This is a genomic window from Micromonospora sp. WMMD735, from assembly GCF_049178995.1.
In the GTDB taxonomy this organism is placed as follows: domain Bacteria; phylum Actinomycetota; class Actinomycetes; order Mycobacteriales; family Micromonosporaceae; genus Micromonospora; species Micromonospora wenchangensis.
In genome coordinates this window covers 3,762,736-3,774,949 of the sequence record NZ_JBMHMJ010000002.1, presented here as the reverse complement: position 1 = coordinate 3,774,949, position 12,214 = coordinate 3,762,736, and the positions used below count along the sequence as shown (strand labels likewise).

The following is a 12,214-nucleotide window of genomic DNA, read 5'->3' as shown; positions in this document are numbered from 1 at the left end:
ATGGCGGCCCAGGTACGCGTTCTTCGCCAGCGGATCCGTTCGGCGAAGGGGATGAAGAAGATCACCAAGGCGATGGAGCTCGTGGCGACGAGCCGCATCGCCAAGGCCCAGGCCCGGGTGACGGCGTCCCTGCCGTACGCCCAGGCGATCACCGGCGTGCTCACCGCGCTGGCCTCGAACGCCCGGATCGACCACCCGCTGCTCACCCCGCGCGAGCGGGTGCGGCGGGCGGGCGTCCTGCTGGTCACCTCCGACCGGGGCCTGGCCGGCGGGTACAGCTCCAACGCGATCAGGACCGCCGAGTCGCTGATCGCCCGGCTCACCGCGGACGGCAAGGAGCCGGTGCTCTACGTCATCGGACGCAAGGGCCTGACGTTCTACCGGTTCCGCAACCGGCAGATCGCGGCGAACTGGACCGGCTTCTCGGAGCAGCCCACCTTCGCCGATGCCCGTGAGGTCGGCGAGACGCTGATCGCGGCGTTCACCGCCGGTGCCGACGACACCGACGGCGACGCCGGTCCGGACGGCGTGCTCGGTATCGACGAGTTGCACATCGTCTACACCGAGTTCCACAGCCTGATGACCCAGAACCCGGTCACGAAGATCATCGGTCCGATGCAGGTCGAGGACCGGCCGCGCTCCGAGGGGCTGCTGCCGGCGTACGAGTTCGAGCCGGAGGCGGAGTCGCTGCTCGACGCGCTGTTGCCGAAGTACATCAACACGCGGATCTACGCGGCGTTGCTGGAGTCGGCGGCGAGCGAGTCGGCGGCCCGGCGGCGGGCGATGAAGAGCGCCACCGACAACGCCGAAGAGATGATCGAGAAGTACACGCGTGAGATGAACTCGGCCCGCCAGGCCGGGATCACCCAGGAGATCAGTGAGATCGTCGGCGGCGCGAACGCGCTGGCCGCGTCGGGAAGTGAAGTGTGATGACTGTATCCGCAGTTGCCGGGGGACCGGCAGAGACCAGTACGGCCACCGGTCGCGTGGTTCGGGTCATCGGCCCGGTCGTCGACGCCGAGTTCCCGCGCGACGCCATGCCGACCCTGTTCAACGCCCTGCACGTGGAGGTGAACCTCTCCGGCGGCGCGAAGACGCTCACCCTGGAGGTCGCCCAGCACCTGGGTGACAACCTGGTCCGGGCCATCTCGATGCAGCCGACCGACGGTCTGGTCCGCGGCGCCGAGGTGACCGACTCCGGCTCGCCGATCACCGTTCCGGTGGGCGACGCGGTCAAGGGCCACGTCTTCAACGCCATCGGCGAGTGCCTCAACCTCACCGAGGGCGAGACGCTCGACGCGGACGACAGGTGGGGCATCCACCGCAAGGCTCCGGCCTTCGCGGACCTGGAGCCGAAGACCGAGATGCTGGAGACCGGCATCAAGGTCATCGACCTGCTTGCCCCGTACGTCAAGGGCGGCAAGATCGGCCTGTTCGGCGGCGCGGGCGTGGGCAAGACGGTGCTCATCCAGGAGATGATCACCCGCGTGGCCCGGAACTTCGGTGGTACGTCGGTCTTCGCCGGGGTGGGGGAGCGCACCCGTGAGGGCAACGACCTCATCGCCGAGATGACCGAGTCCGGCGTCATCGACAAGACCGCGCTGGTCTACGGCCAGATGGACGAGCCGCCGGGCACCCGGCTGCGGGTGGCGCTGTCGGCGCTGACCATGGCCGAGTACTTCCGGGACGTCAAGAAGCAGGAGGTGCTGCTCTTCATCGACAACATCTTCCGCTTCACCCAGGCCGGTTCCGAGGTCTCCACCCTGCTCGGCCGGATGCCGAGCGCGGTGGGTTACCAGCCGACCCTGGCCGACGAGATGGGCGAACTCCAGGAGCGGATCACCTCCGTCCGGGGCCAGGCCATCACCTCGCTCCAGGCGATCTACGTGCCCGCCGACGACTACACCGACCCGGCGCCGGCGACCACCTTCGCCCACCTGGACGCGACCACCAACCTGGAGCGGTCGATCTCCGACAAGGGCATCTACCCGGCCGTGGACCCGCTGGCGTCCTCGTCCCGGATCCTCGCCCCGGAGTTCGTCGGCGAGGCGCACTTCGCGGTGGCCACCGAGGTCAAGCGCATCCTCCAGCGCTACAAGGACCTCCAGGACATCATCGCCATCCTCGGTATCGAGGAGCTCTCGGAAGAGGACAAGCTCACCGTCGGCCGGGCCCGCCGGATCGAGCGTTTCCTCTCCCAGAACACCTACGCCGCCGAGCAGTTCACCGGCGTGCCGGGCTCGACGGTCCCGATCGAGGAGACCATCGACGCGTTCCGGAAGATCAGCGAGGGTGAGTACGACCACTTCCCCGAGCAGGCCTTCTTCATGTGCGGCGGTCTGGAGGACCTGGAGCGCAAGGCGAAGGAGCTGATGTCGGAGGGCTGAGCCTCCCGACAGCCGAGCCTCCCGACAGCTGAGCCCTCGGACAGTAGTGCTGCGAAGGCCACCCCGGTCACCCGGGGTGGCCTTCGGCCGTTCCTGCCCGGATGGGGTTCCTGCCTGGTGGGGGCCGGTGTCCGGTTACCGGGCGAGCGGTCGCCGCGGGCGCGCGGTACCGTTTCGAGAACGACTCTCGGATCCGGGCGTCGATGTGGTGCAACTTTTCGACCGGGTACGCCCGTCTCCTCTTCGTGGGCGTGACGAATCCTCGTGACGAGTCCCCGTGCGCGACGAATGGAGCTGCTGGTGGGCAAGGCCGGCAAGGGCGGCAGGGACGGCAAGGCCGGCGGGATCGGTAGGGCCGGCACGGTTGGCAAGGCCGGCAAGGGCGGCAGACGGTCGATCTGGTCCGGGGTGCCCCGCTGGGCGCGCGCGTGCACCATCTTCGGGGTCGTGCTGCTGATGCTCAGCGGCGCGGTCCTGGTGGGCTACGAGACGCTGCTGTCGCGCTACGAGGGTTCGGTGGGCAAGGCCGACCTGTTCGGCGACAAGGCGGCCGGGGCGCAGGAGCGCAAGAGCAACGTCAAGGGCCCGCTGAACATCCTGCTGGTGGGCATCGACCCGCGGGACGCCAAGACCCCGCCGCTGGCCGATTCGATCATGGTGCTGCACGTGCCCGAGTCGCTGGACCGGGCGTACATCTTCTCGGTGCCGCGTGACCTCTACGTCGACATCCCCAGGTTCGACAAGGCCGGCTACCGGGGCGGCTCCGGCAAGATCAACGGTGCGATGTCGCACGGCAGCATCGTCGAGGGCAAGAACCCCAGCGCGGCGCAGGGCTTCGAACTGCTCGCCAAGACCGTGCAGAAGGCGACCGGGATCACCCGGTTCGACGCCGGGGCGATCATCAACTTCACCGGTTTCCAGAAGATCGTCGACGCGATGGGCGGCGTCGACATGTACATCGAGCGCGAGGTCCGCTCCGAGCACCGCGAGCCGAACGGCAAGCACCGCAAGGGCAACCCGTACGGCGAGGGGTACATCGGGCCGCAGGCGGTCTACAAGAAGGGCAACCAGCACCTCAGCGGCTGGCAGGCGCTGGACTACGTCCGGCAGCGCTACCCGAAGAACGGCGTCCCGGACGCCGACTACGGCCGGCAGCGGCACCAGCAGCAGTTCATCAAGGCGATGATCAGCCAGGCGTTCAGTGCCGACGTGGTGACCAACCCGATCAAGCTGGACCGGGTGATCCGGGCCGCCGGCCAGTCGTTGACCTTCAACGGCCGGGGCAACAGCGTGGTCGACTTCGCCATCGCGCTCAAGGGCATCCGCTCGGAGAACGTCGAGCTGATCAAGCTGCCCGGGGAGGGGATCGGCACCGGCAACGGCTATCGCGGGGAGCGGCTGCTGCCCGCCGCCGACGACTTCTTCGCCGCGCTGAAGAACGAGCAGCTGGACGCCTTCATGCTGGAGCACCCGGAGTTCCGCAACAAGGGCAAGTGACCTCTGCGGGGTGCGAACACCACCGTCCGGCCAGCCGACACGCCGGACGGTGGTGCAGGTCTCGGCACCCGCGTTGGGTCGGCGACGACGGTCCGACTAGACTTTCGGCAATCCGTCGCCGCAGCAAGGAGACAGCGTGGCACAGCAGCTTCACGTCGACCTCGTAGCCGTCGAGGAGAAGGTCTGGTCCGGCGAGGCCGAAATGGTCGTCGCCCGCACGACCGAAGGCGAGCTGGGTGTGCTGCCGGGGCACGCGCCGCTGCTCGGCCAGCTCGCCGAGCCCAGCCAGGTCCGGATCAAGCAGGCCGGCGGCCAGCAGGTCGCCTACGACATCACCGGTGGGTTCCTGTCGGTCGGTGCCGAGAGCGTCACGGTGCTCGCCGAGAGCGCCACCCCGGCCACTCCGGCCCGCTGAGCCCACCCGCCGATGGAGATCGTCGAAGGGATCGGAATCGGCATTGCGGTGATCCTCGCCGCGCTCCTGATCCTCTTCGTCCGGCGGGCCCTGGTCACCCGTAGCGGCGGCATCATCCGGCTGAGCGTCCGGGTCACCACCGTCCTGGACGGCCGGGGCTGGTCACCGGGCTTCGCACGGTTCGTCGGCGACCAGCTCCGCTGGTACCGGATGTTCAGTTTCGCCCTGCGGCCCAAGCGGGTGCTCTCCCGCAAGGAACTGGTGGTGGAGCGACGGCGGCTGCCCGAGGGTCAGGAACGGCTCTCCATGCCGTCCGACTGGGTGATCCTCCGCTGTACCAGTCAACACGCGCCGGTCGAGATCGCCATGGCCCGCTCCACGGTGACCGGTTTCTCCTCCTGGCTCGAGGCCGCCCCGCCCGGGGCGGCCTCGCCGCGTATGGCCTCCCAGGACTGGCCAGCCGCCTGACCCGGCCCGGTCGCCGGCCTGGCACCGCCTGCGGTCACCCGGCCGCCGGCGGTCACGGTGCCGCGACGGCGGCCACCAGCTCGACCTCGTAACCCTGCCGGTCGGTGAGGTAGGCGGCGTAGCTGTCCGGGCCCCCGGCGTGCGGGTGGCGGTCGGCGAACAGCAGCGCCCAGCCGTGGGCCCCGGCGTCGGCCACCAGCCGGTCCACCGCGTGCGGCGGACCGGCATGGAAGGCCAGATGGTTGAGGCCCGGAGCGAGCCGGTCGTGGGTCCGCCCGGTCAGTGCCGGGGACTCCTCGACGACCAGGTACGTCGGGCCGTGCCGCCAGGAGCAGCCGGCCGGCCAGTCCTGGTGCGGCGTCCAACCCAGTTCACCGAGCAGCCAGCCCCAGCTCCGCTTCGCGGCGGCCAGGTCGGGCACCCAGACCTCGACGTGGTGCAGCCCGCCCGTGCTCAGCGCTTGCCGCCCGGCACCCATAGCACATCGCCGCCCGGATTGGCCGTTCTTGACAGGATGAACAGCAGGTCGGAGAGGCGGTTGAGATACTTTGCCGGAAGGGAGCTGGTGCGATCCGGATCGTGGGCGACCAGGGCCCAGGCCGCCCGTTCGGCGCGCCGGGCGATCGTCCGTGCCACGTGCAGCAGCGCCGCGCCAGCGGTGCCGCCGGGGAGGATGAAGGAGTCGAGCTTGCCCAGTCGCCCGTTGTACTCGTCGCACCAGCCTTCGAGGCGTTCGACGTACTCCTCGGTGACCCGCAGCGGCGGGTACGCCGGGTCCGGCTCGACGGGGGTGGCCAGGTCGGCGCCGACGTCGAACATGTCGTTCTGGATCGACTCCAGCACGGCCCGCAGCTCGTCGTCGAGCTGCCCCAGGGCGAGCGCCACGCCGAGCGCGGCGTTGCACTCGTCGACATCCGCGTACGCGGCGATCCGGGGATCGGTCTTCGGCACCTGCTCGTTGTTGCTCAGCCTGGTCATGCCGGCGTCGCCGGCCTTGGTGTAGATGCGCGTGAGGTGGACGGCCATGACGCACAGCCTACGGATACCGGACCTGACGATCCCGGCACGGCCCACCGCGGCCGGTTGGCCGGTGGAGGCGGGGCCGGGTGACCCGGCCGTCGACGCGGTGGACGTCATCCGGGTCGGCGGCGACGCCCGGCTGGCCGGCACGGTGCACGTGGTCGGGGCGAAGAACTCGGCGTTGAAGCTGATGGCGGCGGCGCTGCTGGCGCCGGGCCGTACGGTGATCACCAACGTGCCCCGGATCACCGACATCGCCATCATGGGCGAGGTGCTGCGCCGGCTCGGCTGCGCGGTGCACTTCGCGGCGGACGACCCGGTCGACCCGATGGTCGCCTACGGCGGGCAGGCCCGCTCCCGGTCGGTCGTCATCGACGTGCCCGAGCAGCCCGGCGCGGACGCCGACTACGACCTGGTGCGTCGGCTGCGGGCGTCGATCTGCGTGTTGGGCCCGCTGCTGGCCCGCCGGGGGTACGTGCGGGTGGCCCACCCGGGCGGGGACGCGATCGGCTCCCGGGGCCTGGACATGCACATCGCCGGGCTGGCCCGGATGGGCGCGGAGGTCTCCGGTGAGCACGGCTTCGTCATCGCCGCCGCCCCGCACGGGCTACGGGGTGCCGAGATCGTGCTGGACTTCCCCAGCGTGGGCGCCACCGAGAACCTGGTGATGGCGGCGGTGCTGGCCCGGGGCGTGACGACGATCGACAACGCGGCCCGGGAACCGGAGATCGTCGACATCTGCACGATGCTCAACCGGATGGGTGCCCGGATCTCCGGCTGCGGCAGCTCGACGCTGCGCATCGCCGGGGTGCCCGCGCTGCGCCCGGTGCGGCACGCCACGGTGGGGGACCGGATCGTCGCCGGGACGTGGGCGTTCGGCGCGGCGATGACCCGGGGGGACGTGACGGTCACCGGGATCGACCCGGCCTACCTGGAGGTCGCGCTGGACAAGCTGGTGTCGGCCGGCGCGCTGGTGGAGACCCGGGGGGACGCCTTCCGGGTCCGTGCCGACGACCGCCCCGCCGCCGTGGACGTGGTGACGCTGCCGTACCCGGGGTTCGCCACCGACCTGCTGCCGATGGCGATCGGCCTGGCGGCGGTCAGCGAGGGGGCGTCACTGATCACCGAGAACATCTTCGACGGCCGGTTCATGTTCGCCAACGAGATGGTGCGTCTCGGCGCCGACATCAAGACCGACGGGCACCACGCCGTGGTCCGGGGCCGGGACCGGCTCTCCGGCGCCCCGGTCCGGGCCACCGACATCCGGGCCGGTGCCGGGCTGATCATCGCGGGGCTCTGCGCGGACGGCGCGACCGAGGTATCCCACGTGCACCACGTGGACCGGGGCTACCCGGACTTCGTGGCCGACCTGCGGGCGCTCGGTGTGGAGGTGGAACGGGGCACCGCCCCGGAGGCCCCCGAGCTGACCATCTGACCCGCCCGCCGTCCGCGCCCCCGGCCGTCCGTCGCCGGTCCGACCGTCCGGGGCTTAGCGGTCGTTCAGGCTCGCCGACTAGGGTGCTGGCAGACACTCAATCTCTAGGCGAGGGAGAAGCAGATGGCGGGTCGACTCGCGGTCGTCGGGGCCGGACTGATGGGTTCCGGCATCGCCCAGGTGGCGGCGCAGGCGGGCTGGCAGGTGACGCTGCGCGACGTCGACGACGCGGCCACGACGCGCGGCGTGGACGGCATCCGCAAGTCGCTGACGAAGTTCGCCGAGAAGGGCAGGATCGAGGCGTCCGACGTCGAGGCCACGCTGGGCCGGATCACCCCGACCACCGAGCTGGAGGCGGCGGCCGACGCGGACATCGTGGTCGAGGCGGTCTTCGAGAAGATCGAGATCAAGCACGAGGTGTTCCGCGCGCTGGACAAGATCTGCAAGGCGGACGCGGTGCTGGCGACCAACACGTCGGCCATCCCGGTGACCCAGATCGCCACCGCGACGCAGCGCCCGGAGTCGGTCGTCGGCACCCACTTCTTCTCCCCGGTGCCGATGATGAAGCTGTGCGAGCTGGTGCGCGGCTACAAGACCAGCGACGCGACCCTGACCACCGCCAGGGCGTTCGCCGAGGAGATCGGCAAGACGGTGGTGGTGGTCAACCGGGACATCGCCGGTTTCGTCACCACCCGGCTGATCTGCGCGCTGGCGATGGAGGCGGTCAAGCTGGTCGAGTCCGGGGTGATGTCGGCCGAGGACCTGGACACCGCCTGCAAGCTCGGCTTCGGTCACGCGATGGGCCCGCTGGCCACGGTCGACCTGACCGGCGTGGACGTCCTGCTGAACGCCACGCGGAACATCTACACCGACACGGCCGACGAGAAGTTCTTCCCGCCGGAGCTGCTCCAGCGGATGGCCACCGCCGGTGACCTGGGCCGCAAGACCGGCCAGGGCTTCTACTCGTACTGAGCGCCGCCCCGGTCTCGGCCCCGGCCAGCAACGTCGCCGATACTGCGGTGTCCCCGTCAGCGGACACCGCAGTATCGGCACAACCGCGTCGAGTACACCCGGCGGGTCAGCCGTCGCGCTTGGTGGTCCAGCGGAAGGTGGTCAGGCAGAGGGCCAGGCCGATCAGGCACCACAGGGCGAGGACCAGGGCGACCCGGCCCAGCTCGAAGGAGCCGCCGGGCTCCTGCGCGCCGAAACTCTCCGGCAGGAAGACCGCGCGCAGGCCCTGGCACATCCACTTGAGCGGGAAGAACGCCGCCACCTGCTGCATCCAGGTTGGCAGGTCGGTGAAGACGAAGAACACCCCGGAGATGAACTGGAGCACCAGGGAGACCGGGGTGACCACGGCGGAGCCGCTGCGTGCGGTGCGGGCCAGCGACGAGATGGCGATCCCGCACAGCGTGCAGGCGGTCACCCCGAGCACGGCGACCCAGCCGAAGGTGAACCACTTCGCGGCGGTGGCCGGCAGGTCGAGGTCGAACAGCGCCACGGCGACCGCCAGCAGCAGCGCGGTCTCGGCGACACCGATCACCACCACCATGATCACCTTGCCGGCGAACCAGACCCACTTCGGCATCGGGGTGCCCCGGTAGCGCTTCAGCACGCCCCGGTCCCGCTCGATCGGGATCCAGATGCCGAGGTTCTGGAAGCTCACCGTCATCAGCCCGGTCGCGATCATGCCGGTGATGAAGTACTGGGTGAACTTCACCCCGCCGCCGATCGTCCCGTCGAAGATCGACGCGAAGATCAGGATCATGATGATCGGGAAGCCCATCGTGAACACGACGGACTCCCGGCTGCGCAGGAACTGGGTGATCTCCAGCCGGCCCTGGCGCAGGGCGAGCGCGCCCGGCCCGACCCGCCGGCGGCCGGTGGTGGCGGGCGGGGGCACCGGCTTCGTGGTGGTGGTCATCAGTGTCCGATCATGCTCAGGTAGACGTCTTCCAGGGTCGGCCGGGTCACCGTGAGACCGGGCACCTCGCCGCCGAAACGCGCGGCCAACTCCGCCACCAGCGCCGTCGGCGTCGCGCTCTGCGCGGTCTCCAACGTCCCCTCGGGGGTACGCCAGGACACCGTCGCCAGGGCGTTCTGGCGGTTGCCGAGCAGGTTCGGCGGGGCCACCTCGATCACCCGGCCGGCGGCGATCACCCCGACCCGGTCGGCGAGCGACTCGGCCTCGTCCAGGTAGTGGGTGGTGAGCACGATGGTGGTGCCGGCGGCGGCGAGGTCGCGGATCAGCTCCCAGAACTCGCGCCGCGCCTCCGGGTCGAAACCGGTGGTGGGCTCGTCGAGGAAGAGCAGCTCGGGGCGGCCGATGATGCCCAGCGCCACGTCGAGCCGGCGCTTCTGCCCGCCGGAGAGGGTGTGCGTGCGGGCGTTGGCCTTGGCACCCAGCCCGACCCGTTCGACGACCTTGTCCGGGTCGTCCGCCTCGGGATAGAACCCGGAGAAGTGCCGGACCACCTCGGCGACGGTCAGCTCGTCGAACTCGCCGGTGCCCTGGAGCACGATGCCGACCCGGGACCGCCAGTCGGCCGCCCGGCCCCGGGAGGTGCCCGGTGCGCCCGCCCGCTGGCCGCGCGGGCGGGAGCCGAGGACGAGACCGGGGTCGGTGCCGAGCACGCTGACCTGGCCGGCGTCGCGCTGCCGGTAGCCCTCCAGGATCTCCACCGTGGTCGTCTTGCCCGCGCCGTTCGGTCCGAGCAGGGCGAACACCTCGCCCCGGCGGACGTCGAGGTCCACCCCCGCCACCGCGACGTTGTCGCCGTACGCCTTGCGCAGTCCCCGTACGGAGATCGCGAGCTCGTCATCCATGCCGTCCAGTGTGCGACCAGGCCGTCCGGCGCGGCGGCCCGGGGTGTGCCGGTGTCGGCCGGGTCGCGTCGAGGCGTCCCGCTCGTCCCCGGCGGGGGCCTGTGAGGTGCTGCACACCGGGGACGCCGACGGGACCGGGGACGTCCGGCGGTTCCGGGCCTGGTCGTCGGGCTCGGGCTCAGGGTGGGGGCCGGGGTCGGGTCGGGGTCGGGGGAGTCCGGCGGGGCCGGGGCATGTGGCCCCGGCCCCGTGCTGGCCGGTCGGTCAGCGGCTCTGGTCTGTCAGCGCTCTGGTCGTATCAGCGCTCTGGTCGGTCAGCGGCTCTGGTCTGTCAGCGCTTTGGTCGTATCAGCGCTCTGGTCGGTCAGCGGCTCTGGTAGGTCATGCAGTCGGCCAGGTCGTTGTCGGGGCCGACGGTGATCGCCGGGGCGCGACACTCCAGCTCCGCGTTGTGCCGGCAGTCGGCCCGGCTGCACGCGCCGACCTGGGCGATGAGCCGGTCGAGGCCACCGCGTACCGGCAGCTCCACGAAGGTGTGGCAGTGCGCGTGGTCGGTGCTGCCGATGGTGATGGCGAACGCGTGGCAGTCGTTGGTGTGGTTGTAGGCGCAGGACGAGGCCGCGCACTCCTGAACCCGGGGCATTTCCATCGCTGCGGTCATGACAACCTCACTTTCGGTAGATATGCCACAAATGGTAGGCGTCGGTTGGGTGGGGCGCGGGCTGTTCCACTGCTGATCACCCCGTAGGAAGCCCGCCGCCACCGTCAACCCCGCCCGAACGACCCGTTCCTCACCCCCCGCCCCTTTCCGCCCCGCTCACCCTCCCGCCCCGGTGGCCCTCCCGCTCCACCACCCTCCCGCCCCGCTCACCCTCCTGCCCGCACCCCTCCCACCCCGGTGATCAAGAGAATTGCGGCCCAGGAGAGCGCTCTCGATGACGCAAACCTCTTGATCACCGGGCCGTGCGGGCCGGCCGGGTCGGGCGGGCCGGGTGGGGCGGGCTGGGTGGGGCGGGCTGGGTCGGGTGGGCGGCGGGGCAGGGGCGCGCCGGGTGGGGCGGCGGGTTTGTGCCTGTCCGGGTGGGCGGTGCGGACCCGGTCGTCGGTGAGGCGGCCCCGTCCGGCGGGCCCGTGCGGCACGAATGCGGCCGGATGTCCGGTTCGGTGCGGTCGGGTCGTCACCGGTGTCCGCAGCCGGGTCGACCGGGCGGGGCGTCCCGTGACCGGCGGCACCCCCACGGCGGAATCCCGGCCGGCCCGCAGTCGTTACACCCTCTGTACGACCGCAGCAGCACCCCGCCCGGCCAGCCCGGAGGCGGGCAGCGCCCCGGAATGACGCGGGCCCCCCGGTCGTTACATCTGGTTCCGGCGCGAGCGGCAGGGCCCGCCGGAGACCTGAGAACTCCCCTCGTGAGCGCCTCGTCGTGGTGCTTACGCCCCCACCACCGGCTCCGCCGGTGACCCGGTCCCCCGACCGGTCGGGTGGCGTCGACCCCCTCGAAGGAGCATCCCCCATGAAGACCACCATTCTGCGTAAGAGCGTCCTCGGTATCGCCGGTCTGGCCGTCGCCGGTGGTCTGGCCGCCGGTCCGTTGAACCACGGCACCGCCGAGTCGACCGCTGCCGACCACACCGTTGCCGTGGTCCAGGCCGACAAGCCCGCCGTGGACACCGCCAAGCTGATCCCGCACGGTGTGCAGGGCGAGCAGTCCCGCATCGACCTCAACGACGAGCAGACCGGCAACGTCAAGGCGATCATCGCGGCGACGAAGAAGGCCGGCATGGACGAGCGGGCCGCCGTCGTGTCCATCGCGACCAGCCTGCAGGAGTCGAAGCTGGAGAACCTCGGCCACCTCGGTGACCGCAACGACCACGACTCGCAGGGCCTGTTCCAGCAGCGGCCGTCCAGCGGCTGGGGCACGGTGGAGCAGATCACCGACCCCGAGTACGCCACCCTGGCGTTCCTCAAGGGCCTCAAGCAGGTCGACGGCTGGCAGGACATGCCCCTGACCAAGGCCGCCCAGACCGTGCAGGTGTCGGCGTACCCCGACCACTACGCCCAGTGGGAGCAGCAGGCCGCCGACCTCGTCGCCCAGCACTGGAACAGCTGACCCCCGTACGACACGACGGCCGGCACCCCGCGTGGGGTGCCGGCCGTCGGTGTGT

The 12,214-nt window shown here is 71.0% G+C and carries 13 protein-coding genes; 8 read left to right on the top strand and 5 right to left on the bottom strand.

Translation table 11 applies throughout. The features are described from left to right. The 5 genes from ACN268_RS16000 to ACN268_RS15980 all read left to right on the top strand — a co-directional run bounded on the left by ACN268_RS16000 (position 1) and on the right by ACN268_RS15980 (position 4,767). Entirely contained in the window at positions 1–930 is a 930-nt protein-coding gene (locus tag ACN268_RS16000) for a F0F1 ATP synthase subunit gamma (RefSeq protein ID WP_088642782.1), read from the top strand. Further along, positions 930–2,387, top strand: a complete 1,458-nt coding sequence (gene atpD, locus ACN268_RS15995; protein WP_088642781.1) for a F0F1 ATP synthase subunit beta — start codon at positions 930–932, stop codon at positions 2,385–2,387. The genes ACN268_RS16000 and atpD overlap by 1 nt, the downstream gene beginning before the upstream one ends. Before the next feature lie 264 nt (positions 2,388–2,651). After that, a complete protein-coding gene (locus ACN268_RS15990) occupies positions 2,652–3,884 on the top strand; it encodes an LCP family protein (protein ID WP_421483873.1) in 1,233 nt (410 codons plus the stop codon). A 136-nt stretch (positions 3,885–4,020) separates the two neighbouring features. After that, positions 4,021–4,299 (top strand): F0F1 ATP synthase subunit epsilon, encoded by a 279-nt coding sequence (locus ACN268_RS15985; RefSeq protein WP_067312863.1) that lies wholly within the window; start codon positions 4,021–4,023, stop codon positions 4,297–4,299. Between the two features lie 12 nt (positions 4,300–4,311). Further along, entirely contained in the window at positions 4,312–4,767 is a 456-nt protein-coding gene (locus ACN268_RS15980; RefSeq protein WP_088642779.1) for a DUF2550 domain-containing protein, read from the top strand. A gap of 52 nt (positions 4,768–4,819) precedes the next feature. Here ACN268_RS15980 and ACN268_RS15975 read toward each other — a convergent pair whose 3' ends face one another. Both ACN268_RS15975 and ACN268_RS15970 read right to left on the bottom strand, forming a co-directional pair. Beyond that, complete coding sequence (locus ACN268_RS15975; RefSeq protein ID WP_421483872.1) at positions 4,820–5,245, bottom strand: VOC family protein; 426 nt, start codon at positions 5,243–5,245, stop codon at positions 4,820–4,822. Beyond that, complete coding sequence (locus ACN268_RS15970; protein ID WP_145921453.1) at positions 5,221–5,793, bottom strand: cob(I)yrinic acid a,c-diamide adenosyltransferase; 573 nt, start codon at positions 5,791–5,793, stop codon at positions 5,221–5,223. The genes ACN268_RS15975 and ACN268_RS15970 overlap by 25 nt, the downstream gene beginning before the upstream one ends. Between ACN268_RS15970 and murA the strand changes: the two genes are divergently transcribed. Together murA and ACN268_RS15960 are read left to right on the top strand one after the other, a co-directional pair. After that, a complete protein-coding gene (murA, locus tag ACN268_RS15965) occupies positions 5,792–7,222 on the top strand; it encodes a UDP-N-acetylglucosamine 1-carboxyvinyltransferase (protein ID WP_421483871.1) in 1,431 nt (476 codons plus the stop codon). The two genes, ACN268_RS15970 and murA, sit on opposite strands and share 2 nt — an antisense overlap. Before the next feature lie 123 nt (positions 7,223–7,345). Then, positions 7,346–8,194: a 3-hydroxyacyl-CoA dehydrogenase family protein gene (locus tag ACN268_RS15960; RefSeq protein WP_421483870.1), complete on the top strand. Its 849-nt coding sequence runs from the start codon at positions 7,346–7,348 to the stop codon at positions 8,192–8,194. A gap of 106 nt (positions 8,195–8,300) precedes the next feature. On the opposite strand, the gene ACN268_RS15955 is transcribed toward ACN268_RS15960, so the two are convergent. The 3 genes from ACN268_RS15955 to ACN268_RS15945 form a co-directional block, all read right to left on the bottom strand. Further along, on the bottom strand, positions 8,301–9,146 hold the full coding sequence (locus ACN268_RS15955) for an ABC transporter permease (RefSeq protein WP_421483869.1): 846 nt from the start codon (positions 9,144–9,146) through the stop codon (positions 8,301–8,303). Continuing rightward, the gene (locus tag ACN268_RS15950; RefSeq protein ID WP_421483868.1) at positions 9,146–10,048 is read right to left on the bottom strand and encodes an ABC transporter ATP-binding protein; all 903 of its coding nucleotides are present in this window, start codon (positions 10,046–10,048) and stop codon (positions 9,146–9,148) included. Before ACN268_RS15950 ends, ACN268_RS15955 begins: the two co-directional genes overlap by 1 nt. A gap of 364 nt (positions 10,049–10,412) precedes the next feature. Then, positions 10,413–10,709, bottom strand: coding sequence for a DUF1540 domain-containing protein (locus ACN268_RS15945; protein WP_067312880.1), 297 nt, complete (start codon positions 10,707–10,709; stop codon positions 10,413–10,415). An 853-nt stretch (positions 10,710–11,562) separates the two neighbouring features. Here ACN268_RS15945 and ACN268_RS15940 point away from each other — a divergent pair. Beyond that, the gene (locus ACN268_RS15940) at positions 11,563–12,159 is read left to right on the top strand and encodes a hypothetical protein (RefSeq protein ID WP_421483867.1); all 597 of its coding nucleotides are present in this window, start codon (positions 11,563–11,565) and stop codon (positions 12,157–12,159) included. Positions 12,160–12,214: the final 55 nt, after the last annotated feature.